This window comes from Actinoplanes sp. NPDC051388, from assembly GCF_055586225.1.
Window position 1 is genome coordinate 493,938 of sequence record NZ_JBVJIP010000002.1, and the last position, 23,318, is coordinate 517,255.

A 23,318-nucleotide genomic window follows, 5' to 3' on the forward strand; every position below is an offset into this window, starting at 1 on the left:
CGAGCTGCTGGGGAGGCTACTGGCGGTCTTGGCGCAGCAGGGTGGGGTCGTCGCGCAGGAGGGCGGCCAGCCGCTTGGCTGCCTGCTCGGTCTCTGCGGTGTCCACCCGGCCCAGCGGGATCGGCTCCGGCAGCGGCGTCGGCATGCCGCGATCTGGCTCCGGGGCCGGGCGCGGGTCCGGGAGGGGCTGCTCGGGGTAGGCCAGCCTGGTCGTCTCCTCGCCGCCGAAGAACTCGCTGCCGGGGAAGTCGCTGCCGGCGGGCGCGCGTCGCGGTGGGGCGGGGGACGTCGGGGCGTTTCGGCCCGGCCGGGCGTCGATGAAGATCGGCTGGCCCGGGTCGGGGCGGGAGGAGTGCGCCGCGGCCGGGCGGGTGGTCTGCGGTGGCACCGGCGGGGGCGGCTCGGCGGCGAACGGGCTGCGGAAACGCGAGGCGTCGAAGTCCTCGGTCAGGTCGTTGTTGACGACGTGCTGGGCGTCGTACTCCGCATGGTCGTAACCCGTGCCCGGGTCGTAGCGGTCGCGATCGTCAAAGCTCACCGGCTCGGGCGCCGGCGGCGACATCGGGCGGGCGACGAACGGGCCGTCGGCCTGGTCGTCCGGCTCGAGGTCGAAGTCGGCGTGCTTGGGGGCGTCGGTGGCCCGCGCCGCCACCGACGAGTCGGCGGTCACCCGGACCATGCCGTCCTCGACGAAGAAGTGCAGCAGCGTCGGGTCGCCGGCGCCCTCGACGCCGACGGTTACCTCGAGGCCCTGATTGCGCCCGACCACCCCGGCGATCGCCTCGACGAGCTCCTGGACCGCGGCGGGCGTGCCGGAAGCCTCGCCGGCAGCGCGCCGGCGCAACTCGTCACGACGCGCGAGCTTGTCGAGCGCATCGTCCAATCCGCCTCGCACAGCACCGTCCCTCCGCCCCGGAAGCTTCCCCACACAACTCTGCCCGCTCGAGGGCCGAATCGGAACCGCGAACCTGTGGTCCGTGAACTCACTCAGTGTGAATTCATTTTGATCGACTTGTGCAATGCCTGGTCGAGCACTACCAGCAGGGCATCTCGCACGGAGCCACGAAAGCGTGCGTCGAATGAGAGAACGGGCACGTCATCCCGCACTGCGAGAGCCCAGCGCACTTCGTCGAGGTGATAGCCGAGCTGCCCGTTGAACGTGTTGATCCCGACCACGAACGGCAGGCCGGCCCGTTCGAAGTAATCCACCGCCGGATAACAGTCGTCTATCCGATTGGTGTCGACCACCACAAGGGCGCCCAGGGCGCCGCGGATCAAATCGTCCCACATGAACGCGAACCGGGACTGGCCGGGCGTTCCGAACAGGTAGAGCTTCAGCGTGCGGTCGATGGTCACGCAGCCGAAGTCCATCGCGATCGTGGTCGTGGTCTTCGAGGACGCCGGACCCGGATCGTCCACGCCGATCGACTCCATGGTCATCTCGGCCTCGGTGGTCAGCGGCGAGATCTCGGAGATGGCTCCGACCGTGGTGGTCTTGCCGACGCCGAAGCCGCCGGCCACGATGATCTTGACAGGGACCGGCGGCGTGGCCGGTCGCTGCTCCTCGGGCACCCGCGCGGTGCCGACGATGCGCTGATCAGGATATTGATCGAAGTCCACGGATCACTCGCATGATGGTCTCGGGGTCGGGGAAGTCGTGGTCCAGCACGTGCACCTCGAGTTGGCCCGCCGCCCGCAGATCCCCCACGAGGATGCGGGTGACGCCCAGATGCAGGCGCAGCCGAGCGGAGATCTCCGCCACCGACAACGGCTCGACGCAGAGGGTCACGATGGCGCGTTTCTCCGGTGGCAACCGGGTCGGCGCGGCACCGGGGTGGACCGTGACCTGGGTCTCCATCTGGATGTCCGGGTCCGGACCGTCCACCCGTCCGGCGGTGATGACGAACGGGCGCAGGGTCGTGGTGTGCTCGCCCGGCGGCGCGAAGTCCCTCTCGACCGGCATCTGAGGCGCGAACGGCACCGGTGCCTGTGGGCTTCGCAGGAACGGCCGGATGCCGGACGCGCTGCGTCCGGCATCGTCTGGGCCGCCCGGGTGACTCATTGCTGGACGGCGTTTTTCAATTCCGCGATGAGTCGGGGGCTGAGCGCACCGCCGGCGCGCGTGGCGAAGAGGGTCATCTCATATGCCAGCGTGCCGAGGTTGGCCGACCGGTCGGCGATCACGCCCAGCACCGAACCGGCGCTGATCGCGGTGACCAGCAGATAGCCGTCCTGCATGTCGATGATCACGCGGTTCAGGCTGCCCAGGTTGTACCAGCTCGCGGCGCCACCGGAGAGGCTGGTCAGGCCGGACACCACGGCGGCCAGCCGCTCGGCGTTCGGCCGGTCCTTGATCGCGGACATGGCCATCAGCAGACCGTCCGAGGAGACGGCAATGGCTTCGATCACACCGGCGGTCCCGGACGTGAAGGAGTCCAGTAACCAGTTGAAGGTCTTCGCCTCAGCGCTCAGCTGCGAGTGCGCGTAGTCCCGACCGCTATTGGTGTCGGTGCTGTAGGGGGAAGTCATCGCGATTGTCCCTCGTGTTGGCTCTGCGTCTCATTCAAGGCGAGTGCGACTCCGTACTCGAATTGCTCGACCAGTGCGCGTGCGGCGTCCGGGTCCAACGGCGCGCTCGGTGAGGCCGGAGGTGTGGCGCTCATCGGTTCGGTGACCGGCAGGGATGCGCCGGGCACGCGCCGGGCCAGCGGGGAGTTCCCCGCAGGTTGCGGCGAGGTCATCTCGGCCTCGATGACATCCCACTGTGCGCGGTTGACGCCGGCCTCGAACGCCTCGAACGCCTCGCGGGCGGCGAGCGCGTCGTCCGTGGACGGCGGCGCGACCGGCATCTGCGCCCCGGTCTCCAGGGGAAGCTGGGTGCCGGGTACTCGGCGGCGCAGGCCACCGTTGCCCGAGCGCGGCGGCTCGTTGACGCCGCGCTTCGGGTCCCCGCCGTAGCGCGGGTCCGCACCCGTGCGCTGGCGGGGAAGCTGGACGGGTTCGGCGGGCGCGGCGGGCGTGGCCGGCTCGACGACGGCCGGCGGCATGATCGCCTCGGGGTGCCGGCCGGCGACCGGGGTGCCCATGTCGTAGGAGCGCACCGGCTCGTCGTAAACGATCTCGGCCTCTTGATATGGCGCGGCGGCGATCTCCGGCGGCACCGGCCGCAGCGGCGAGAACGCGTCCCAGGCCTCCGCGCTCTGCAGCGTGCGGGTGGCCCGGTCGAGCATGTTCGCGTCGAACGGCTGCGCGCTGCCCGGCGCCGAGCGGTTGGAGGCGCCGGCCAGCAACGTGCCGAACTCGCCGTGCGGGCCGGTGACGGTGGCCTGGATGGGCTGGCCGAACGGCAGCGTCTCGGCGCGCGCCACCAGGTGCGACGGGCGCAGGTCGACCCACGCGGTGAGGCCGCCCTCGGGGGTGTCGGTCAGGGTGACCTCGATGCCGTGCCGGCGGGCCAGGCGACCGACCACGAAGAGGCCGAGCACCTCACTGGGCGCCAGGTCGAGGCGCTCGCGGCGGGTGAGCCGTGCGTTTTCCTCGGCCAGTCGCTCGGCGGCCAGGCCGAGGCCGTGGTCGACGATCGCCAGCCGGGCGCCGCCGCGCAGCTCGGCCGCGGTGACCGTGACCCGGGTGTGCGGCGGGGAGAACGAGGTGGCGTTTTCCATCAGCTCGGCGAGCAGCAGCGTGATGTCGGCGACCAGGGCCGGCACCACGATGATCTCCTCGGGCACCTCGACGTCCACCCGGGTGTAGTCCTCGATCTCACCGAGGGCCAGGCGGACCACGTCGTTCAGCGGCAGCGGCGCCATGTGCTCGTTCGCGCCGGCGCCACCGGAGAGCACCACCAGGCTGGACGCGTTGCGGCGCAACCGGCTGGACATGTGGTCGAGGCGGTAGAGCTCACGCAGGCGGTCGCTGTCGGTCTCGCGCCGCTCCAGGTTGTCGATCAGTGCGAGCTGGCGACCGACCAGGTTCTGCGTGCGCCGGCCGACGTGCCCGAACATCTGCGCCACGTTGCGCCGGCCGACCACCTGGCGCTCCACCAGCCGGACGGCGGTGGTCTGCACCCGGTCGAAGGCCCGGGCCAGGTCACCGATCTCATCCTTGGCCTGCACGTCCACCGGATCCAGGCGAATCGGTCTGGCGACTTCGGCCTCGTCGTCGGCCACGCGTTCCAGCTCGGACTCGGCGGTGCGGGCGATGCGGTCGGCCGAGCGGGTGAGGCGCTGCAGCGGCCGGGCGACCGCGCGGGCCATGCCGATGCTCAGCGCGAACACCAGGATCAGCAGCAGGATGGACGCGCCACCGATGCTGTACGCCGTGCTCAGGGCCGCGTTCTTGTTGTCCAGCACGTCGGCGCGCACGTCGGCGGCGACCCGCTTCTGCACGAAGCCACCGAGCACGTTCACCGACCGCAGCGACGGGAAGATCGTGTCGCGGTTGAGCAGCTTGACCGCGCCCTGCGGGTCGGTCGCGGCCTGGGTGAGGAACTGGGCTCCGACCCGGGACGAGAACGCCTCCTGCGCCGACAGATAGAGCTTGTACTGCGCCGGCGTGAAGAACGGCTGCGCGGTCAGCACGTCGTCCTGCAGGCGGATCAGCAGTTGGTAGAACAACCCGATGAACGCCGGCTGGTCGGCCACCACCGCGACGGTCAGATAGCAACCGGCCTGGTTGATCAGGTCGTCGTTGCGCAGCGCCTGGTCGAGCGCATAGAGCGAGCGGCCGACCGTGGTGGACAGGTCGGCGTTCAGGCGCAGGTTGAGCGCGTTGATCAGCGGCTCGACCGCCCGGTTGAACTCGGCCACCACCAGGTCGGGCCGTCCGCTGCGGTTGAGCACCGCGGTGCGGGTGTTGTTCAGCGCGGCGGCGCCGGCCACCGCGCGGGTCATCGCGGTGGTCAGCGGCTCGTCACGGCGGGTCAGCGCGGAGAGCCGGTCCTGCACGCGGGCGCTCTGCTCCACCAGTTCGGAGCCGGGCACCAGCCCGACCAGGTAACCGACCGACAGCAACCGCTCGTCCTGGATCTCCTGGATCGTGGTGCCCACCTGGGAGGACAGCGAGACCAGGTCCTGGATCCGTTGCGCGTCGCGCGCCGCGTCGACGCGGTTGATCACGATCGGCACGCTGAGTGCGATGACGCCGAGCAGGGGTACGAGCACCAGCAGGGCAAGCTTGCCCAGGATGCGGAACTTACCGAAGAGCACCGGAACGCTCCCGCCGGTTGGGGCCGACCTCGGCGCCGTACGGCGATCCGGGGTCGTGGGGACTGTGCGCGAACGGGTCGGGCGCATCGGGCAGCACCGACATCGCGCTGTCGGACGGATCCACCGCGGACCCGTCCGCGCGGCGGTGGCCGGTGCTGACCACCAGCACCACGCCGAGGATCAGCAGCACCATCGCGGCGCCCATCACGATGATCTCGATGCGCCGCGTGTCGAGCGAGTCCATCCGGGCGTCGAGCAGGCCGTTCATCTCGCGTACGAGGACGCCGGAGAGGCTGGACAGTGAGGTCTGCAGCTGGCTCTGCGCGGTCGCCATGGCGGCCGGGTTGGGCGGGGTGGTGCCGCTCGGGCTGGCGCCGCGGATGAACGACTCGACGCCCCGGCGGAACGCGTCCACCGTGCTCACCAGGCTGCCGCTGAGCGTCACGCTGGCGGTGTCGTCGACCGCGGCCTGCAGGTCGTCGGTCAGGTCGTTCACGCTCTGGTTGACCGAGGCCACCGCCGCGCCGAACTGCGGCACCAGCTGGGCCTGGGCCTGCGCCCGCTCGGTCTCCGAGCCGGTGATGCCGGCGACCAGCAGGCTGAGATCGCCCATGCGGCTCACCTGCACCACGGTCTGCGGCAGGTCCGAGGCGAGCGCCTGCTGCAGGTGCGACAGGTCGTTGTCCGGGTCGCGGCTCAGCGTGGAGTTGTCCGCGACCGTGGAGGCCAGCGCCAGCGCCAGGCCGGTGACCTCGACGTGCGCCTGGAAGACCTGGATCTTCTGACCGTTCACCGCGGGCAGCCGGCCGATGCGGTCGCGCAGCCCGGTCCACCGCTCGTGGGTGGAGAGGTCGTCACCGAGCCGCTGGTCGATCGCCGACATCCGGGTCACCGCGGTGGTCAGCGAGGGCGGCGAGTCGGAGACGCCCTGCAGCGCCGAGGACTGTGCCTCGGTGAGCGCGCTGATCAGCGGGGCGAGGCCGGCCAGGTATTCGACGCCGTGCTGCGCCAGCTCGGTATCGGTGCGTTCGTCGGCGTTCTGCTGCCAGGCCCGCAAGAAGAGGATGCCGGCCGGCACCAGGATCAAGATCGCCAGTACGGCCGCGAAAGCGGAGCGTAGACGAGACGGTCGATTTCCGTCCGAGACTGCCATTGCTTCTTCCTCCGCCACGCCCACGTCTGATGGCTCCGCCATGCACACCTGTCAGGCACCCGGCCAACCGCTACTCTCTGTAGTCGATCGAGCGCACCGATCCGGGTCAATCTATCCGAAGAACAAACAAGCGACCCCTTCCCGAGGGTCAGTCTTGAGTCGTCTGATCGGGGGATACGCCCGAGGGTGGCAAAAGTTGTAACGAGCGTTCAAGCCTTCGCGCCCCACGTCAATACGGTTCCGGAACTTTGCGGTGCGCTGCCTCGTGAGCGGGCGCCAAATGTTCCACCTTGGACAACCATCGATTACCACGATCAATTCGTGCTCAGGGTGATCGATCGATCGCGGAGAGCCAGAAAACTACCGAGAGTGCCGCGTCGGACACAATGTCCGCCGCACTTTGTCTCAGCATGTGGAAAGGCGGACGGATTTCACAATCGCGCGAGGGCATGCCGCAGCGGATCCAGGCCGAGCACGCCGAGATTGAGGGCGTCCTGGTGGAAGGACTTCAGGTTGAAATCGGTGCCTTTGCGGGCCTTGGCGTCGTCACGCGCCTGCAGCCAGATCCGCTCGCCGATCTTGTACGACGGCGCCTGCGCCGGCCAGCCGAGATAGCGCCGCCATTCGAACCGCAGCACCTCCTCGTCCACCCGGCAGTGCGCGCGCATGAACTCCCAGCCGAGTTCCGGCGTCCAGCGCTCGCCGGGGTGAAAACCGAACGGGTTGTCCCGCGGGATCTCCAGCTCGAGGTGCATGCCGATGTCCACGATCACCCGGACCGCGCGCAGCGCCTGCCCGTCCAGCATGCCCAGGCGGTCGCCCGGGTCGGAGAGGTAGCCGAGGTCGTCCATCAGGCGCTCGGCATAGAGCGCCCAGCCCTCGCCGTGCCCCGAGCACCAGGCCAGCAGCCGCTGCCAGCGGTTGAGCAGGTCACTGCGCAGCTGCGTCTGCCCGACCTGGAGGTGATGGCCGGGCACGCCCTCGTGATAGACGGTCGACGTCTCCCGCCAGGTGGAGAACCGGGTCTGGCCCTCCGGCACCGCCCACCACATCCGGCCCGGCCGGGAGAAGTCCTCGCTCGGCGCGGTGTAGTAGATCGAGCCGTCGCTGGTCGGCGCGAGGCAGCACTCCATCCGGCGCATCTGCTCGGCGATCTCGAAGTGGGTGCCGCCGAGCTCGTCGATCGCCTTCTCGGCGAGCTGCTGCATCCAGTCGCGGAAGTTCTCCTTGCCGGGCACCCAGCGGGCCGGGTCGGCGTCGAGCGTGCTGACCGCCTGCTCGATGCTCGCGCCCGGCCCGGCGATCGTCGCGGCGACCGTGCGCATCTCGTTCTCCAGCCGGAACAGCTCCTCGAAGCCCCAGGCGTAGGTCTCCTCCTGGTCCACCTTCGCGCCGAGGAAGTACTGCGAGGCCAGGGCGTAGCGCTCCGGGCCGGCCGCTTCCTTGTCGCGGCCGCGGGGCGCCAGGTCGGTGCGCAGGAACTCGGCGAACTCGGCGACCGAGGCGGTGGCGGCGGTCGCGCCCCGGCGCAGCGTGGCGTCCAGCGCGCCGCTCGCGTCGACCCGGTCGGCCAGGGCGTGGAAGAAGTTGTCGCGCTGCGGGTCGGTCCAGGCGTCGCACTGGCCGGCGACCGCCACCATCTGCGCCCGCGCGCTGATCCGGCCCTGGTCGGCCTCGGCCAGCAGGGTGCGCTGGTATTGCCGGACGGCTTCCGGAAAGGCGCCGAGCCGGGCCGCGATGTTCGCCGCCGCCTCCTCGCCCTCGGTCGGCATCAGGTCGAAGACCATCCGCAGCTCGTGCACGCCGCTGCTGATCACGCTGAGGTCGCTCGCCGTGTAACCCGCGTCGTGCCGGGCCAGTTCGAGGCCGAGCCGCTCGAGCATCGCGTCCTTGGCGACCTGCTCGGCCTCGGTCTCCGGCTCGGTGACGTCCAGGTCGGCGATCGTGCGGCGGGTGAAGTCGGCGCGGGCCTCGTAACCCTCCGGCGACAGATCGTCCAGTTTGTCGTCATGGCCGGGAATGCCGATGAAGGTGGCGCCGGTCGGATTCAGCGGCGCCCAGTCGTCGACATACCGGTTCGCAAGATCATCCACGTTTCCCACGCGCCGACCCTACGGGAGGCCGGACATCAGCGCTTGTGGGTATTCGTCCACTCCAGCAGGCGCTCGGTGGGCCAGGTGTTGACCACCCGCTCGACCGGCACGCCGCACATCGCCGCGCGTTCGCAGCCGAACCGCAGCCAGTCCAGCTGCCCGGGAGCGTGCGCGTCGGTGTCGATGCTGAACAAGCAGCCGGCCTCGACCGCCGCGGTGAGCATCCGCTTGGGCGGGTCCAGCCGGTCCGGCCGCGAGTTGATCTCGATGGCCTTGCCGTGGTCGGCCGCCGCGGCCAGCACCTTGGCCAGGTCGAAGTCGCTGGGCGGGCGGGTGCTGCCGCGGCGGTGCCCGCGATCGCCCTCGCCCTTGACGCCGACCGTCGCCGCGGACACCTTGCGGCCGGTCATGTGGCCGAGGATGTCCAGGTGCGGGTTCTCGATCGCACGCAGCATCCGCCGGGTCATCCGGGGCGCCTCGTCACGCAGCTTGCTGTGCACCGAGCCGACCACCACGTCCAGTCGTTCCAGCAGCTCGTCCTCCTGGTCGAGGGTGCCGTCCTCGTTGATGTCCACCTCGATGCCGGTGAGGATCCGGAAGCCGTCCGGCAGCGCGTCGTTGAGCTTGGCCACCAGGCTCAGCTGCTGGCGCAGCCGGGCCGGGGTCAGGCCGCGGGCCACGGTCAGCCGCGGCGAGTGGTCGGTGAGCACCATGTACTCGTGCCCGAGCTCGACCGCCGCCAGCGCCATCTCCTCGATCGGCGAGCCGCCGTCGGACCAGTCCGAGTGCAGGTGGCAGTCGCCGCGCAGGGCCGTGCGCAGCTTGGCCGCGGCACCCTGCAGGTCGGTGCCCTCGGTCGCCTCCATCCGGCGCAGATAGGCCGGCACTTCGCCGCGCAGCGACTCCGCCACGGCCAGCGCGGTCACGTCGCCGACACCCTTGAGCTTGGACAGCGTGCCCTGCTCGACGCGCTCGGCCAGCTCGTCGCGGGAGAGCGCGGCCACGGTCGCTGCCGCCGATCGGAAGGCGCGCACACGGTAGGTCGCCTCGTTGGCGCGCTCCAGCAGGAACGCGATGCGGCGCAGATCGGCGACGGGGTCTCGGGCGGTCATCCCTGCAGAATAGGAGGCATGCGAACGATCGACTGGGTGGACGGCGCCATCGAGATCATCGATCAGACGGCGTTGCCCGGCGTCGAGCGCACCCTGCGGCTCACCACGGTCCCCGATCTGATCGCCGCGATCCGGTCGCTGGCGGTGCGCGGCGCGCCCGCGCTGGGTGTGGCCGGCGCGCTCGGCGTGGCGCTGGCGGCCCTGCTCCACCATCAAGATCAACTTCAGTCAGCGGTACGCGACATAGCAAGCGCCCGCCCCACCGCCGTGAACCTGGCCCGCGGCGCCCAACGCGCCGCCGCGCATCTCCCGGACGGCCCGGCCGCTGTGTTGAAAGCGGCTTTGGAGGTGCGCGACGAGGAGATCGCGGCCTCCGCGGCGATGGCCACCCGAGGCGCCGACCTGATCAGCGAGTTGTGCGGGCCGCGACCGCGGATCCTGACCCATTGCAACACCGGCGCGCTGGCCGCGGTGACCGGCGGCACCGGCCTCGGCGTGGTGCTCGAACTGCACCGGCGCGGTGACCTGCGGGACGTGATCGCCAGCGAAACCCGGCCGCTGCTGCAGGGCGCCCGGCTGACCGCATGGGAACTCTCCCGGGCCGGCGTCACGTTCCGGGTGGCGGTGGACGGCGCCGGGCCGTTCCTGATGGCCCGCGGCGAGGTGGACGCGGTGGTGGTGGGCGCCGACCGCATCTGCGCGAACGGCGACACGATCAACAAGATCGGCACCTACGCGCACGCCCTGGGCGCCCAGCGCGCCGGCCTCCCGTTCCTGGTAGTCGCCCCGGAGTCCACGATCGACATGGACACACCGACCGGTGCCGCGGTCGAGATCGAGGACCGCGCGGACGCCGAGGTGACGACCGGCTACCCGGCCGCCAACCCGGCCTTCGACGTCACCCCACACGACCTGATCACGGCCATCGTGACGGACCGCCGCATCATCCGCCCCAACGGCGAACCCTTGACCGAGCGACGATGACCGCCCGCGAACAACGCGGCATCGGCGACCCGCCGCCAAGCGCGACCCGCCGCCAAGCGCGACCCGCCGCCAAGCGCGACCCGCCGCCAAGCGCGACTCACCATCCAGCGCGACCCCCCGCTCGCATTGCCGGCGCGGGTGGCGATCCGGCAGGGTGTGCCGTCCGGCACGATCCGCACCCGCATCGTCCAACGCGGCCTGCGGTCTGATGCGGCCTGCCGTGTAGCGCGGCCCCGCACCGGCTCCGACCGGCGCGGCCTGCCGTCCAGGGCGATCCGCGGTCCAGCGGGACTTGCATCCGCATCGACTGGCGCGGCCGGCGGTCTGGCCCGGGTGTGCCGTTCGGCACGATCCCGCACCGCACCCGGATCGGCCGGTGCGGCCTGGCGTTCAACGCGATCCGCACCTGCAGTGGTCGGCGCGGCCTGCCGTTCAACGCGATCCGCACCTGCAAAACCCCGCGCGGCGCGGGGTTTGCCAGCGCAGCGTGGGGGCGCGCCGACTTCGGACGTCGCGGTGAGGACGGCTGCGGAGCGGAGCGTGCAGCCGCCCGGAGCCGCCCCGGCGGGAGCGACGGTCCGTCACCCACCACCCCGCTACGACCTGATCTTGATTTTCAGGAAGCCGGTTTCCAGGGCTTGATGAAGTCGGACTCCGGCCAGCCTTCGGCGGCGGCGAGCAGGCTGTAGTGCGTGGCGCCGTCGACCGTTTCGCGGATGATGTCGGCGTGGCCGGTGTGCTGGGCGGTCTCCTCGATCAGGTGGGCCAGCACCCAGCGCACCGACCAGTTGTCATATTCCTGCGGGTTCCACGGCACGCTCTTGTCGATCGGCACGAGCCGGCCCAGGTCGGGGATCTCGGCGATCACCCGTTCGGTTTCCGCGGCCACCTGGTCGTAGAACTTCACGATGTCCTCATAGGTCTCGCCCTCGGACACGTCGAAGTGCTGGTCGTAGGGGTGCGCCTGCGGGTAGGTCGCGGGCCGCTGCAGCACGGTGTCGATCCAGCCCGACTCGGTGTAGGCGGTGTGCTTGATCAGGCCGCCGACGCTGTGCTCGCTGGCGCTCGGCGCGGCCGCCAGCTGCGACGGTGTGAGGCCGTAGCCGGTGAGCTTCAGGCGGTAGCGGCACTGCTCGAGGAAGGCCAGCAGGCCGTCGCGCTCGTCCTGGACCGGGCGGGTCTGACCGGGCATCGTTTCTCCTTCAATCGCGGGATGCCCATAACGCTAGGAGCTATTGCGGTCAGTTTCCGGCCGCATCGCGATGACCTTTCGGCGGTTTCGGTCGACGCCGGTGACCCAGCCGCCGACCAGGCCCAGCCGCAGCAGGACGTCACGGCGGGCCGGCAGCTCGGTCTCGTCGCCGGGGATCGGCGGCCAGGCGGCCCGGATGGCGCTGGTGGGGGCGAGCAGCGGGCGCAGGGCGGCCACCGGATCGGGCGCCCGCAACGCCGTGCCCAGCGCCTCCAAGGTCTTGAGCACCTCGTCCAGGGAGTCTCCGACGGCGGCCGCATTGCCGCCGCACATGGCCGCGATCAGTTCGGGCCGGGTCGCGGCCACCCGCGTGCCGTCGCGGAAGGACCCCGCGGCCAGGGCGGCGGCGAACGGATCGTCGGCGATCACGCTGGTCAGGGCCGCGGCCAGCAGATGGGGTACGTGACTGACGGCGGCCACCGCGCGATCGTGCTCGGCCGCTGTGGCAGGCACCACCCGCGCCCCCAGTTCGGTGATCAGCTCGGCCAGCAGCAGCCAGTCCGCGGTCTCGGTCTCCGGCTCGAGGCAGAGCACCCACGCGCAGTCCTGGAACAGCGCCGGATCGGCGGCCTTGAAGCCGGACGTCTCCTTGCCGGCCATCGGGTGCCCGCCGACGTAGCGCAGCCCGCCGGCCTGCGCCCGCACCGGGCCCTTGATCGACGTCACGTCGGTGACCAGGCCCGGGAAGTCGCCGAGGCCGGCGATCACGGCGGGCAGCGCGGGGGCGGGCACGGCCAGCACGACCAGTTCGGCGTCGGCGATCGCGTCCCGTTGCGTGCCGGCCACCTGCCAGCGGGCGCCGGACCGGGCCCGCGCGGCCGCGGTGCGCGCTGTTCCGCGCGTCGCCGGGTCGCGGTCGAAGCCCACCACGCGGTGTCCCGCCTCGGCCAGGGCCTGCAGCAGAGAGCCACCGATCAGCCCGAGTCCGAGCACCGCGACCTTCACGCGGCTGACTCTCGCACACGCACTTTGATCATCCTTACAGCCAGGTGGTGATCCACCGGAATCGCTGTCACATTTAGGCCGTTTCGTCACTAGATAGGCAAGATGCATCACGTTACGGTTGCCTCGTGACTTACAGGGGCAAATCTCTCAATCGGGGCATCGTCGGCGCGGGCGTGGTGGCGGCACTCATCGCCGGAACCGCCGCGCCCGCTCAGGCGGTCTTCTCGTCCACGCCGGACGTGCTGCCCGGCTTCAACGGGACCGTGCTGGCGGTGGCGTACTCGGGCGACACCCTCTACGTCGGCGGGGACTTCACGTCGGTCGTGGCCAAGGGCAAGACCGTGACCCGCAACCGGCTGGCCGCGGTGGACGCCCGCACCGGAGAGTTGCTCAGCTGGGCGCCGGCCGCGGACGGCCGGGTCAAGGCGCTGGCCGTGAGCGGATCGGCGATCTATGCCGGCGGGGACTTCGCCAAGGTGAACGGCCAGACCCGGGACAGCCTGGTGCGCCTGGACGCGGGCACCGGCGCGGTCTCGGCCGCCTTCAAGCACAGCGTCAGCGGCAAGCCCTATGCGCTGGCGGCGGGCTCCGGAAAGCTCTACGTCGGCGGCGCGATCACCGCGGTGGACGGGCAGACGCGCAGCCGGCTGGCGGCGTTCAGCCTGGGCAGCGGCGCCCTCGACACCACCTGGAAGCCGACCGTCGACGATCAGGTCGAGGCGCTCACCGCGACCAGCAGCCGGATCTACGTCGGTGGCAAATTCCACAAGGTCAACAGCACCTCCGGGTACGACCGGCTGGCCGCGCTCGATCCGTCCAGCGGTGCGATCGTCACCGGGTTCAAGCCGAAGGCGCCGGTGATCGCATATTCGATCGCGGTGGACGGTGACCGGATCTACACGGCCAACGGCGGTCAGGGCGGCAAGGCCAACGCCTACACCATGGCCGGCGAGCTCAAGTGGACGGCGACCTTCGACGGCGACGCCCAGGCGATCGCCTCCTACGGCGACACGGTCTATGTCGGCGGCCACTTCGACAAGGCGTGCAAGACCGCGCGGACCGGCGACCAGGGCGTCTGCCTGGACGGCTCGGACGTGCGGATCAAGCTGGCCGCGCTGTCGCCGTCGGACGGCAGCCTGCAGTCCTGGACCGCGAACGGCAACGGGATCGAGGGGGTGCTCACGCTGGCCACCAACTCGAGCTTCGGCGGCATCGCGGCGGGCGGCGCCTTCACCACCATCAACGGCAAGTCGGTGAAGCGGGTCGCCCAGTTCAGTTAACTCGGTCAGTCAGTCACACCAAGGGCTTTCTTCACGGGTCGCACCCTTTCGGGCGGGGGGTGCGACCCTCCCTTGTGCCCGGTTACGGCTTGCAGTTGTTGGCGCGCTGCCAGGCCTGCACCTTGGCGACCGGGCTCTTGTCGCCGCCACTGCGCCACGAGTCGAGGAAGGTGGCCGGCCAGATCACGCCGCGGCGGGTCTTCCAGTCGCCGGTCTTCGCGCACGGCGGCGAGATGCCGAAGTGCAGGTGGCAGACGTTGTTGGCGTTTCCGGTGCGGCCCACGTCGCCGAGGCGCTGGCCGCCCTTCACGCGTACGCCGGCCTTGATCCCGCTCTGGACCTTGGTGAGGTGCGAGCCGTAGTAACGGACGCCGTCGTCGCCCAGCAGGGACACCGAGAGGCCGCCGTTGGCGGGACCGTCGGGCTCACCCTTCACATAGGTGTCCTTGGTGCTGATCTCGAGGATCACGCCGTCGGTCGTGGCCACCACCGGCTCACCGCAGTCGGCGAAAATGTCCGTGGCCGGGTATTTGCCGTGCGTCGGGTGGTAGGCCACGTTTGACGACTTGACCGGGAACACGTAGTTCACGTCGGTCTTCGGCGGCGCCGGCGTCGACTTCTTGGGCTTCGGCTTGGCGCTGGCGCTCGGCGACGCCGAGGGTGATCCGGACGGCGACCCGCTGGGCAGCACCGACTCCGCCGGCCCGGCCGAACTGGGCTCCATGAACTGGGGCGTGTCGGCCGAGACCGGCTCGCTGGGCGGAGAACCGCCGCAGCCGGTCAGGGAGAACGCCAGGACGGTGAGGGCCGTCGCTGCGGCGGGGATGCGGACTCGAAGCACCGCGCCATCCTGGCAGAAGTCGTCCAGCACCGCTGCCCGGCTGTGCGCGGCTAGGCTTGCCGGCATGGCGGACATGCGCGGGCCCTGGCCGCGACCCGGTTATGCGGTGATGCCGCTGCCTCCCGGGCTGCCGCCGCGGCCGGTCTATCGCGAACCGCACCCGATCGGCGCGGCGCCGCTGCTGTGCGGGATGGGCGCGGCGGCGATCTGGCTGGCGCTGTTCGGCTTCATCGGCCAAAACCTGATGAGCTATGCCTGGTGGACGGTGGTAGCGGCGGTCAGCGCGTGGGTCGTCGCCCTGGTGCTGTCACTGCTCGGGGACCGCGGGGTGGCGGTCGGGGTGGCGATCGTCTCGGGGCTCGGGCTGTCCGTGGCGATGGGCTTCGTCACGTACCGGTGGATCACGACCCTCGACTGGCCGCTGTGGTGAATGTCCAGGTCTGGTGACCTTTTTCATTGACGTTTGGTGTGGTCGTGGTGGCGCAGCGCACTCGGCCTTGACGAACTCTCGCAGGCTCGGCAGCCTCAGCGACATGGCCTCTTCCCCACAGCGGCTTGACCCCGACCGGCGCCGCCGACGACTCGAACTTCTGGCGGCCCTCGCCGATGCGAAGGCCGCCCGGCAGCTGACCCAGCCCGAGCGGCTGCGCGGCGCCCGACTCCGTGAGCTGATCGCCAACCGCAGGCGCCGCGTCGTCTCCTGAGCCACTCCTTCGTGGCGTGGCGCGGCGCGCATGCCCGCTCAGCGGCTACCGTCAGTCGCTGAGAACATCCGCGTGGGGGGAATCGTGTCGACATTCGCTGCCGCCGTCGCACGGGGCAAGAACGGTTGGACGGCATCCGAGCTCGAGCTGACCGGGCTCGCCGACATCGACGAAGTGGCGGACCGGCTGGCCGACGCCGAGCCGGACGCGGAAGTGTCCCTGCTCTTCGTCGAGGCCGACGATCAATACCTGGTGATCCTGCGCCTGGACGAGGGCGATGACCTGCGCATCTTCGGGTCGGACTCGGTGTTCGCCGACGAGTCGCGCACCGGCGCGCTGCTGCTCGGCGACATCGAGGCGCCGGTGCTGGAGATTGACGACCTGGAGGCCTCCGCCGCCCAGGAGAGCGACGGGGACGGCGAGGACGAGCAACCGGCCGATCCCGATGCCGACCCGATCGGCGACGCGGAGATCCTGGCCGACCTCGGGGTCACCGCGCATCGGCTGCTCACGCTGTGCGCGCTCGAAGGCATGCTGCCCGCCGACATCACCGCCGAGATCGCTCAGCGCCTGGGTTGCGCCGACGAGCTGGAAGAGCTGCGCGAGGCGTGATCACCCGGCCGCTCCACGAGGAGTGGATGCGCCGTGCCCTCGAGGTGGCGTCCTCGTTTCCGGAGGACGTGCCGGTGGGGGCGGTGGTGTTCGACGCCGAGGGCAACGAGCTCGCGGCGGCCGGCAACGAACGCGAGGCCACCGGCGACCCGACCGCGCACGCCGAGATCCTGGTGCTGCGGCGGGCCGCTCTGCTGGCCGGAAGCTGGCGGCTGGACGGCTGCACGCTGGTGGTGACGCTCGAGCCGTGCACGATGTGCGCCGGCGCGCTGGTGCTGGCCCGGGTGTCGACGCTGGTCTTCGGCGCGTGGGAACCGAAGACCGGCGCGGTCGGCTCGCTCTGGGACGTGGTGCGGGACCGGCGGCAGAACCACCGGCCGGACGTCTACTCCGGGGTGCTGGCCGAGGAGTGCGCGGCGCTCATCCGGGGCTACTTCCGCTGATCGCGGTGTCCAGGCCGATCTGCACCATCGCGCTGAAGCCCTTCTCCCGCTGGGCCGACTCCATCGCCTCACCGCGCTTGATGTGGTCGCTGACGGTCAGGATGGTCAAGGCCTTGGCCTTGTATCGCGCGGCGATGGTGTAGATCGCCGCGGACTCCATCTCGACCGCCAGCACGCCGTAGTCGGCCAGCGAGTCGTACAGGTCCGGGCGGTCGGTGTAGAACGCGTCGGCGGCCAGGATCGGCCCGACCCGCATCGCGACACCGCGCCGCTCGGCCACCTCGACGGACGTGCGCAGCAGCCCGAAGTCGGCGACCGGGGCATAGTCGATCAGCCCGTCGAACCGGACCCGGTTCATATTCGAGTCGGTGGCCGACCCGATCGCCGCGATCACGTCGCCCAGGTCGAGGTCCATCGCCAGCGCGCCGCACGAGCCGATCCGGATCAGCGACTGCACGCCGTACTCGTTGATCAGCTCGTGGGTGTAGATCGAGGCCGACGGCATGCCCATGCCGGACCCCTGCACCGAGACCGGCACGCCCTGCCAGGTGCCGGTGAAGCCGAGCATGCCGCGCACCTCGGTGTAGCACTTGGGATCGTCGAGGAACGTCTCGGCGATCCACTTGGCCCGCATGGGGTCACCGGGCAGCAGCACCCGCTCGGCGATGTCGCCCGGCTGGGCGCCGATGTGCACGCTCATCCCGTGCCCCTTCCCTAGATCCGACACCCCGATCCTGCCAGGCCGCGGGCCCCGGCAACCCGGCGGCGGGCCGATCCGGGCGTCGGGTAATCTACTTCGCGGTGGTGTGTCCGAGCGGCCTAAGGAGCACGCCTCGAAAGCGTGTGAGGGTGCAAGCCCTCCAAGGGTTCAAATCCCTTCACCACCGCCACCAACGGGTGGCTGGACTCTCGAAGTCCGGCCACCCGTTTGCTGTTATGGGTTGCCCAAGGCATGGTCGGCGAAGTCGGCGGTGCGCTGACGGATGACTTCGGGTGTCCACGCGGCGTACTTCAGGACTTGCATGCTGCGAGGAAAGTCAGACACCCGCGTCTCCAGGTAGGTGGTCTTCTTCTCCGCGAACTCGCGTCGGCCCGCCGCCGAGTTCTTGCCTTTGCTGAGCAGGACCAGATTTCCGGCCGTGTTGACCAGCTCGCCATGTTCCTCTTGGCTGAATGTGATGTCCCACTGGCCTCCTGGCTTGGGATTCTGCGGCATCACATGTTCGATCGAGCGAGCCTGGAAGTGGTGCGCATGATCCAGCTCACTGGTGACAATCTCGGCTCGCACCAGCAGGTACTTGGCATGGCCGGCACCGTAGAAGTTCGACGCTTGACACGCTTCTTTGATCTTGCCGGTGTCAACGGTCGTGGCCTCGATCACCTCGGCGCTGGTTTCCGCGTTCTCAATATCGCGCAGGATGCTGGTGTAGCTGCCATATCGCTCATCTTTTCGGACCGCCTGGACCCATTGGTCGAGATAGACCTTCTCGAGGGCCAACGTGAACGGATAGAAGTTCTCCCTTCCGAACCTGCTCGCAAAAAGCAGAAGGCATGCCTTCCACTCGGAAGCCGGAAAATGCTCCACCATCGCAGCCATCAACGTCCGGTATTCGACATGTTGCCCTTCGCCCCAGTCGAGATAGTCCCGATCGACAAACAGATGGTCGTACAGGTCGACGTACCTGGTGAGTTGGTCCATGAACTCAATACCCGGTTTCGGCTGGCCGGGTTGGCCGAGGATGCGGTCGACGAACTCGCTATGTAGGTTCGCAACCGGCTTTCCTTTGATGTAGATCAGCCGCAGCAGGTTGAACATGTCCTCGAAGCGCGACTCGCCGAGCTGGACTTCCATGTCCTCCCACTCATGCGCGTACTTCGCGCGAGCATCCGCGTTTGGGATTCGTATAGGGTCGAGATTGTAGGCCTTGAGCACATCGATGCGGCGGAGCTGCTTGCCTCGGTCGTTCACCACGGTGAAGAGCTGGAACGCATCCTCGAACGAGTCGGTCGCAAGGTAAATCAAAGTGCAGTTCTTGTTGACGAATATCGCGAAGCTCTTCAGCTTCTCGTCGCTCATCTTCGTGAGCTCGTCCCAGAAAGTCTTCCGTGCTAGCTCGTATCGCTTTCCAGCGGGCTTGCTCGAGTCGAAGTCGGAAATCGGCTCTGCGGCGCCGCCTGGAGTGCCGAGCATGGAATTGAAGACGGCTTGGTCGCGAACTTGCAGACGGTTTTTCGCGGGGATCGCTTCAAGTGTGTTCTCCGGCTGGAAAATCTTCGCGTGTAGCTCGTGCGCCAGCTTTACTTCGCCTCGGTTCTGAAGTGCATCTCGGACGCACGCAGTCAGAATGCACAGCGCTGTCAATCGCTGCTGCCCATCAACCACGTCATATTCTGATCCATGCTGCTTGTGGAGAACCAGCGTCCCTAGGAAATAGGGCTCGTCCCAATTTGTGCCAGCAAGATCATCAATTAGATTCGTGAAATCTTCTTGGTCCCACATGAAGGGGCGCTGATATTCGGGAATGCGGAAGAAGAAGTCCTGCGAGAAGAGCCGCCCTAACGGGAGCATCGCGCTATCCAGCCTTTTGGTCATCCATAACCCCCAAAATATCGCTTGGGCGCGGATACTAGCTGGTCATCGCATATTCGTGAATAGCCGACCGTCCACTTAGTTCAAGAACCTGAGCATTGGCCGGATCGGGTGGCGGTTGACGGACGTAGCGTTCGGTCGTTCTGCCTGCCCGCGTGCTGGCCTAGGACGGGCTGGCCGCGTGGCTAACCGCCGGCGCCGCGCTGGGCAATCAGGCCGGCGAGGCTCCAATCGAGGTCGCGGTCCCGGGCGGCCGGCATCGGCACCTTCCAGCTGGTCGCCGAGGCTCCGTTCAACCTGGTCTACGAGGCCCAGGAGTGATTCGGTAGGGCATGGGCGAAGTCACGGTCCGGGTCGGAGTGATGGGGGACGCGGAGTTTCTGACCGCGGCCATGTTTGTCGATCACTCTCAGGAGCACCCGGACTTTCCCGAGTCCGAGCGGGCCGGCTGGATGGCGGGCGCGCTCGACGTCTCGATCGCGCAGATCTCCGAGCGGATCCCGGACAGCACCGTCCATGTCGTCGAGCTCGACGGTGAGCGGGTCGGGCGGCTCCGGCTGGTGCGGACCGCCGAGCGGATCTTCATCGCCGGGATCCAGATCTTCCCCGCCTTTCAGCGGCGCGGGATCGGTGGTTCGGTCGTCGCCGGGGTGCTGCGGGAGGGCCGGGCGGCGGGATTACCGGTCGAGCTGCACGTCAGCAAACGGAACCCGGACGCCGAGCGGCTCTATGCGCGGCTGGGCTTCGTGCGCACCGGGGAGGATGGTGATGATCACGTCATGGGCGCCGTGGCCGGTTAGCCGCTAGCGTTCGGCGACGTGGGCACCCTGGTCTCGTTGTTGCTGCTCGCCGGGGTGCTGGGGTTCGCCGTGGTGCGGCCGCGCGGGCTTCCGGAAGCCGTCGCGGCGGTGCCGGCCGCGCTGATCGCCGTGCTCGCCGGGCTGGTGCCGTGGGCCGACGCCGGGCGGGAACTGCGCAGCCTCGGGCCGACCGTCGGATTCCTCGCCGCCGTGCTGCTGCTCGCCCACCTCGCCGATCGGGCCGGCGTCTTCAGGTACGCCGGTTCGCTCGCCGCCCGCCGGTCCCACGGCTCGCCGCAACGCCTGCTCGGCATCGTCTTCGTGATCGCCGCCGTGGTCACCGCCGCGCTCAGCCTGGACGCGACGGTCGTCCTGCTCACGCCCGTCGTCTTCGCCACCGCCGGGGCCCTCCGGATCAGACCCAAACCGCACGTGTACGCCTGCAGCCACCTGGCAAACTCAGCCTCCCTCCTGCTGCCCGTCTCCAACCTCACCAACCTGCTCGCGATGAGTGTCGCGGGCCTGTCGTTCGTGCACTTCGCCGGCCTCATGGCGCTGCCCTGGGTGGCCGTGGTCGCGGTCGAATACGTGATCCTGCGCTGGTTCTTCGCCGACGACCTGCGCGTCTCACGCCCGCTCCAGCCGCCGCCGGAGGTCGAGGCGCCGCGCTACGCGCTGATCGTGCTGGGCGCCACGCTCGCCGGTTTCGTGGTGGCGGCGCCCCTCGGCGTCCACCCGGCCTGGGTCGCGGCGCTGGGCGCGATCGTGCTGGCCGTACCCATGAAGGGGTTGACCTGGAAGTCCGCTCTCGGCGCCGCCAATCCGTGGTTCTGCCTGTTCGTCTTCGGGCTGGGGATCGTCGTGGTGGCGGTGAGCCGGGGTGGTTTCGGGCGGCTGGTCGACCGCCTCGCGCCGCACGGATCCGGGCTGGTCCAGCTGCTGGCGATGGCCGGCCTGGCGGCGGTGCTGGCGAACCTGCTGAACAATCTGCCGGCCACCTTGATGCTGTTGCCGCTGACCGCGCACAGTCCGGGCCTGGTGCTGGCCGTGCTGCTGGGCGCCAACATCGGGCCCAACCTGACCTTCGTCGGGTCGCTGGCCGCCCTGCTCTGGCGGCAGATCCTGCACCGCCGCGGCCAGCCGGCGGCGATCGGCGAGTTTCTGCGGCTCGGCGCGATCACCGTGCCGGCCTGCCTGGTCGTGGGGGTGGCGGCCCTGTGGCTGAGTCTGCGAATGTCTGCTTCGTGAGGATCCTCTTGTGGCTGGCCGACGGCACCTGGGAGGCGTGCGTCGATGCGGCCCGCACGCTCGACGGCGAGGTCACGCTGCTCTATGTGGTGGACGTCGACACGGTGGCCGCGATGAGCGGGCCGGTCGGGTTGCTCGGGCGGAACAGTCCGCCGCCCCCCGGGCAGATGCTCGCCGACGCGGGCAACGAGGTGCTGGACGCGGCCGGTCGCCGGCTCGGGCGACCGGCGCAGCGGATCATGCGGTGGGGCCGCCCGGAGCACGAGGTGACGCACGCCGCCGCCGACACGGACGTGCTGGTGGTGGCCCGGGACGGCGATCGGGGCCGGCCGGGGCCGCGCAGCGTGGGGCACGCGCCGCGCTTCGTCGTCGACCACGCACCGTGCGCTGTCCTGCTGGTCTGGCCGAATTGAGCTACCAGTGACCGCCCGAACACGCTGCGCTGAGTTACGCCACGAGGTGGTGAACGTCTCACCTCACGCATTGTGAAAAAAAGCATCACGCGGCCCCACCCGCACGAGTGGTTCTCAGGCTTCACACAGCATGATCAAACTGCCTGCTCAAGTGTCCTAGACGTGACGCTGCCGTTCCGTCGTCACGGATGCATCCTGTCGCTCGCCCAGGACCTGCGGAAACTACCTTCCGTAGCCATCTGGGGACCGCCCTAAGACATAGGGGTCGGGGCAAGTTGGGTGGCCCAAATCCGCCGGATCGGACGAGGTGAGCTGCCCGCACGGTGAGAAAGTTTCACAACTCGCATCAGGCAGATCCGTCGATATCTAGCCTAGGCTTGGGGGCGTGAGAGTTGAGCATCACTGGTGGAATGGTGACGTCCGGCTTGCACGTCGGGACGTCTACGTCCGTACCGACGGAAACAGCTGGGAAGTGGAAGCCCAGATGGGTGGCCCTCAGGGCAAATCCAAGGTGCAGCAGTGTCCAGGAAAGGCTTCGGCCATGATCCTGGCGGACGCGTGGCGTGGTCCACGCTGGCAGTGGCGCAAGCTCTAGGCGCCAGGAGCCGGGCTGAGCCGATTCGCTGACCACCACGGCTTGGCCGCATTCGTTGATCGGGCCGGATTCCCTTTGCGGAGTCCGGCCCGATTGCTTTAGACATTCCAGATGCGCCCCGCTGCCGGTCAGGTCCTGCATTTCTCCGAAGACCCTTCTCTGCGCGTCTTCGCGCCGCAGAGCACCTACGTGTGGGCGGTGGATGCGGAGAACGCGCCGTCCTACTGGTTTCCCAGAGACTGCCCGCGGGCGATGGCCTGGCCAGGACCGGAGACGACGACGGCCGATCTCGAGCGGATCGCCGGACCGGGCGGCGGCCGGCGCGTGCACGCGGTGGAGTACGCGTGGCTGGAGCGCATCCGCACCGTCCGGCTCTACGCCTACCGCTTCGACGCCGCGCAGTTCCAGCCGCTGGGCGAGCCATATCCGCACGCCATGGTCTGCACGTCCACGGTCGAGCCGCTGGGGCCGCCGGAGGAGGTCGGAGATCTGTTCGCCGTGCATGCGGCGGCGGGTATTCAGTTACGCGTACTCGACAATGTGTGGTCGTTCTTCGACGCCGTGGTGGCGAGCACCATGCGGTTCAGCGGGATTCGCCTGCGCAATGCGCGCGGCAGAACGGACCGCATGTCCGGCGACGTCCGTTTGTAACGTTCTAGCCTGGAATCACACCCAAACCGGATCGAAAGCGATTCCATGCACGCCACGATTTCCGATGACCGTTCCGACGTCGCCGTGCTTCGGCTCTCCGGGGAGCTCGACGCCGACACCGCCGCGAAGCTGCACAACACCATGGCCGCCCTGCTCGACCGGCCGATTCCGAAGATCGTCGTGGATCTGTCGGACCTCAAGTTCTGCGACTCGGTGGGGCTGAGCGCCTTCATCGTGAGCAAGCAGGTGATCGCGTCGCGCGGCGGCTGGCTGAGCTTCGCCGGCGCGAACCCGTTCCTGCTGAACCTGATGGAGACGGTCGGACTGTCTCGCTACTTCGCCATCTTCCCGGATGTCGACCAGGCGATCGAGGCCGCGAAAGCCTGAGAGGTTGC

The 23,318-nt window shown here is 69.3% G+C and carries 24 protein-coding genes and 1 tRNA gene; 12 read left to right on the top strand and 13 right to left on the bottom strand.

Features of this window, described 5'->3' with window-relative positions:
• Positions 1–16: 16 nt before the first annotated feature.
• From ACZ6TI_RS06555 to ACZ6TI_RS06590, 8 genes are all read right to left on the bottom strand, one after another.
• Positions 17–895, bottom strand: a complete 879-nt coding sequence (locus ACZ6TI_RS06555) for a hypothetical protein (RefSeq protein ID WP_465343968.1) — start codon at positions 893–895, stop codon at positions 17–19.
• A 92-nt stretch (positions 896–987) separates the two neighbouring features.
• A complete protein-coding gene (locus tag ACZ6TI_RS06560) occupies positions 988–1,620 on the bottom strand; it encodes a GTP-binding protein (protein ID WP_465343969.1) in 633 nt (210 codons plus the stop codon).
• The gene (locus ACZ6TI_RS06565) at positions 1,598–1,963 is read right to left on the bottom strand and encodes a DUF742 domain-containing protein (RefSeq protein WP_465343970.1); all 366 of its coding nucleotides are present in this window, start codon (positions 1,961–1,963) and stop codon (positions 1,598–1,600) included. The genes ACZ6TI_RS06560 and ACZ6TI_RS06565 overlap by 23 nt, the downstream gene beginning before the upstream one ends.
• Before the next feature lie 95 nt (positions 1,964–2,058).
• Positions 2,059–2,529, bottom strand: coding sequence for a roadblock/LC7 domain-containing protein (locus tag ACZ6TI_RS06570; RefSeq protein WP_465343971.1), 471 nt, complete (start codon positions 2,527–2,529; stop codon positions 2,059–2,061).
• Complete coding sequence (locus ACZ6TI_RS06575; protein WP_465343972.1) at positions 2,526–5,207, bottom strand: sensor histidine kinase; 2,682 nt, start codon at positions 5,205–5,207, stop codon at positions 2,526–2,528. The genes ACZ6TI_RS06570 and ACZ6TI_RS06575 overlap by 4 nt, the downstream gene beginning before the upstream one ends.
• Positions 5,194–6,285 carry a hypothetical protein gene (locus tag ACZ6TI_RS06580; RefSeq protein WP_465344298.1) on the bottom strand — a complete coding sequence of 364 codons (1,092 nt, stop codon included), beginning with the start codon at positions 6,283–6,285 and terminating at the stop codon, positions 5,194–5,196. The genes ACZ6TI_RS06575 and ACZ6TI_RS06580 overlap by 14 nt, the downstream gene beginning before the upstream one ends.
• Before the next feature lie 506 nt (positions 6,286–6,791).
• Positions 6,792–8,462: a DUF885 domain-containing protein gene (locus tag ACZ6TI_RS06585; protein ID WP_465343973.1), complete on the bottom strand. Its 1,671-nt coding sequence runs from the start codon at positions 8,460–8,462 to the stop codon at positions 6,792–6,794.
• A 26-nt stretch (positions 8,463–8,488) separates the two neighbouring features.
• Positions 8,489–9,565 carry a PHP domain-containing protein gene (locus tag ACZ6TI_RS06590; protein ID WP_465343974.1) on the bottom strand — a complete coding sequence of 359 codons (1,077 nt, stop codon included), beginning with the start codon at positions 9,563–9,565 and terminating at the stop codon, positions 8,489–8,491.
• 18 nt (positions 9,566–9,583) lie between these two features.
• Here ACZ6TI_RS06590 and mtnA point away from each other — a divergent pair, with 18 nt between their 5' ends.
• The gene (mtnA, locus tag ACZ6TI_RS06595) at positions 9,584–10,549 is read left to right on the top strand and encodes an S-methyl-5-thioribose-1-phosphate isomerase (RefSeq protein WP_465343975.1); all 966 of its coding nucleotides are present in this window, start codon (positions 9,584–9,586) and stop codon (positions 10,547–10,549) included.
• Between the two features lie 616 nt (positions 10,550–11,165).
• Here mtnA and ACZ6TI_RS06600 read toward each other — a convergent pair.
• Positions 11,166–11,741 (bottom strand): DinB family protein, encoded by a 576-nt coding sequence (locus ACZ6TI_RS06600; protein ID WP_465343976.1) that lies wholly within the window; start codon positions 11,739–11,741, stop codon positions 11,166–11,168.
• A 33-nt stretch (positions 11,742–11,774) separates the two neighbouring features.
• Positions 11,775–12,854, bottom strand: coding sequence for a prephenate dehydrogenase (locus tag ACZ6TI_RS06605; protein WP_465343977.1), 1,080 nt, complete (start codon positions 12,852–12,854; stop codon positions 11,775–11,777).
• 17 nt (positions 12,855–12,871) lie between these two features.
• On the opposite strand from ACZ6TI_RS06605, the gene ACZ6TI_RS06610 reads away from it, so the two are divergent.
• Positions 12,872–14,026 carry an outer membrane protein assembly factor BamB family protein gene (locus tag ACZ6TI_RS06610; RefSeq protein ID WP_465343978.1) on the top strand — a complete coding sequence of 385 codons (1,155 nt, stop codon included), beginning with the start codon at positions 12,872–12,874 and terminating at the stop codon, positions 14,024–14,026.
• Positions 14,027–14,108: 82 nt separating this feature from the next.
• Here the strand turns inward: ACZ6TI_RS06610 and ACZ6TI_RS06615 are convergent, their stop codons facing one another.
• On the bottom strand, positions 14,109–14,942 hold the full coding sequence (locus ACZ6TI_RS06615) for a M23 family metallopeptidase (protein ID WP_465343979.1): 834 nt from the start codon (positions 14,940–14,942) through the stop codon (positions 14,109–14,111).
• Here ACZ6TI_RS06615 and ACZ6TI_RS06620 point away from each other — a divergent pair.
• From ACZ6TI_RS06620 to ACZ6TI_RS06635, 4 genes are all read left to right on the top strand, one after another.
• Positions 14,932–15,297, top strand: a complete 366-nt coding sequence (locus ACZ6TI_RS06620; RefSeq protein WP_465343980.1) for a hypothetical protein — start codon at positions 14,932–14,934, stop codon at positions 15,295–15,297. The genes ACZ6TI_RS06615 and ACZ6TI_RS06620 overlap by 11 nt on opposite strands.
• A 103-nt stretch (positions 15,298–15,400) precedes the next feature.
• Entirely contained in the window at positions 15,401–15,571 is a 171-nt protein-coding gene (locus ACZ6TI_RS06625; RefSeq protein WP_465343981.1) for a hypothetical protein, read from the top strand.
• Positions 15,572–15,655: 84 nt separating this feature from the next.
• A complete protein-coding gene (locus ACZ6TI_RS06630; protein ID WP_465343982.1) occupies positions 15,656–16,183 on the top strand; it encodes a tRNA adenosine deaminase-associated protein in 528 nt (175 codons plus the stop codon).
• 26 nt (positions 16,184–16,209) lie between these two features.
• Entirely contained in the window at positions 16,210–16,626 is a 417-nt protein-coding gene (locus tag ACZ6TI_RS06635) for a nucleoside deaminase (protein WP_465344299.1), read from the top strand.
• On the opposite strand, the gene deoD is transcribed toward ACZ6TI_RS06635, so the two are convergent.
• Entirely contained in the window at positions 16,604–17,326 is a 723-nt protein-coding gene (gene deoD / locus ACZ6TI_RS06640; RefSeq protein ID WP_465343983.1) for a purine-nucleoside phosphorylase, read from the bottom strand. The genes ACZ6TI_RS06635 and deoD overlap by 23 nt on opposite strands.
• Before the next feature lie 100 nt (positions 17,327–17,426).
• Here deoD and ACZ6TI_RS06645 point away from each other — a divergent pair.
• A tRNA-Ser gene (locus ACZ6TI_RS06645) sits at positions 17,427–17,516 on the top strand.
• Between the two features lie 44 nt (positions 17,517–17,560).
• Here ACZ6TI_RS06645 and ACZ6TI_RS06650 read toward each other — a convergent pair.
• Positions 17,561–19,219: a DUF262 domain-containing protein gene (locus tag ACZ6TI_RS06650; protein WP_465343984.1), complete on the bottom strand. Its 1,659-nt coding sequence runs from the start codon at positions 19,217–19,219 to the stop codon at positions 17,561–17,563.
• A 329-nt stretch (positions 19,220–19,548) separates the two neighbouring features.
• Between ACZ6TI_RS06650 and ACZ6TI_RS06655 the strand changes: the two genes are divergently transcribed.
• The 5 genes from ACZ6TI_RS06655 to ACZ6TI_RS06675 all read left to right on the top strand — a co-directional run bounded on the left by ACZ6TI_RS06655 (position 19,549) and on the right by ACZ6TI_RS06675 (position 23,310).
• Positions 19,549–20,016 carry a GNAT family N-acetyltransferase gene (locus tag ACZ6TI_RS06655; RefSeq protein ID WP_465343985.1) on the top strand — a complete coding sequence of 156 codons (468 nt, stop codon included), beginning with the start codon at positions 19,549–19,551 and terminating at the stop codon, positions 20,014–20,016.
• Between the two features lie 18 nt (positions 20,017–20,034).
• The gene (locus tag ACZ6TI_RS06660; protein WP_465343986.1) at positions 20,035–21,264 is read left to right on the top strand and encodes an SLC13 family permease; all 1,230 of its coding nucleotides are present in this window, start codon (positions 20,035–20,037) and stop codon (positions 21,262–21,264) included.
• Positions 21,261–21,677, top strand: coding sequence for a universal stress protein (locus ACZ6TI_RS06665; protein ID WP_465343987.1), 417 nt, complete (start codon positions 21,261–21,263; stop codon positions 21,675–21,677). Before ACZ6TI_RS06660 ends, ACZ6TI_RS06665 begins: the two co-directional genes overlap by 4 nt.
• Positions 21,678–22,383: 706 nt before the next feature.
• Positions 22,384–22,923: a DUF6886 family protein gene (locus ACZ6TI_RS06670; RefSeq protein ID WP_465343988.1), complete on the top strand. Its 540-nt coding sequence runs from the start codon at positions 22,384–22,386 to the stop codon at positions 22,921–22,923.
• Positions 22,924–22,968: 45 nt separating this feature from the next.
• A complete protein-coding gene (locus ACZ6TI_RS06675; RefSeq protein WP_465343989.1) occupies positions 22,969–23,310 on the top strand; it encodes an STAS domain-containing protein in 342 nt (113 codons plus the stop codon).
• The last annotated feature ends 8 nt before the right edge of the window (positions 23,311–23,318 follow it).

What these genes read in the sequence shown, in the direction of transcription:
- ACZ6TI_RS06565 (WP_465343970.1), bottom strand. Translation starts at nt 1,963, where the DNA reads ATGCCGGTCGAGAGGGACTTCGCGCCGCCGGGCGAGCACACCACGACC.
- ACZ6TI_RS06570 (WP_465343971.1), bottom strand. Translation starts at nt 2,529, where the DNA reads ATGACTTCCCCCTACAGCACCGACACCAATAGCGGTCGGGACTACGCG.
- ACZ6TI_RS06590 (WP_465343974.1), bottom strand. Translation starts at nt 9,565, where the DNA reads ATGACCGCCCGAGACCCCGTCGCCGATCTGCGCCGCATCGCGTTCCTG.
- mtnA (WP_465343975.1), top strand. Translation starts at nt 9,584, where the DNA reads ATGCGAACGATCGACTGGGTGGACGGCGCCATCGAGATCATCGATCAG.
- ACZ6TI_RS06600 (WP_465343976.1), bottom strand. Translation starts at nt 11,741, where the DNA reads ATGCCCGGTCAGACCCGCCCGGTCCAGGACGAGCGCGACGGCCTGCTG.
- ACZ6TI_RS06605 (WP_465343977.1), bottom strand. Translation starts at nt 12,854, where the DNA reads ATGCATCTTGCCTATCTAGTGACGAAACGGCCTAAATGTGACAGCGAT.
- ACZ6TI_RS06620 (WP_465343980.1), top strand. Translation starts at nt 14,932, where the DNA reads ATGGCGGACATGCGCGGGCCCTGGCCGCGACCCGGTTATGCGGTGATG.
- ACZ6TI_RS06615 (WP_465343979.1), bottom strand. Translation starts at nt 14,942, where the DNA reads ATGTCCGCCATGCCGGCAAGCCTAGCCGCGCACAGCCGGGCAGCGGTG.
- ACZ6TI_RS06625 (WP_465343981.1), top strand. Translation starts at nt 15,401, where the DNA reads ATGGCCTCTTCCCCACAGCGGCTTGACCCCGACCGGCGCCGCCGACGA.
- ACZ6TI_RS06635 (WP_465344299.1), top strand. Translation starts at nt 16,210, where the DNA reads ATGCGCCGTGCCCTCGAGGTGGCGTCCTCGTTTCCGGAGGACGTGCCG.
- deoD (WP_465343983.1), bottom strand. Translation starts at nt 17,326, where the DNA reads ATGAGCGTGCACATCGGCGCCCAGCCGGGCGACATCGCCGAGCGGGTG.
- ACZ6TI_RS06650 (WP_465343984.1), bottom strand. Translation starts at nt 19,219, where the DNA reads ATGACCAAAAGGCTGGATAGCGCGATGCTCCCGTTAGGGCGGCTCTTC.
- ACZ6TI_RS06655 (WP_465343985.1), top strand. Translation starts at nt 19,549, where the DNA reads ATGGGCGAAGTCACGGTCCGGGTCGGAGTGATGGGGGACGCGGAGTTT.
- ACZ6TI_RS06670 (WP_465343988.1), top strand. Translation starts at nt 22,384, where the DNA reads ATGCGCCCCGCTGCCGGTCAGGTCCTGCATTTCTCCGAAGACCCTTCT.
- ACZ6TI_RS06675 (WP_465343989.1), top strand. Translation starts at nt 22,969, where the DNA reads ATGCACGCCACGATTTCCGATGACCGTTCCGACGTCGCCGTGCTTCGG.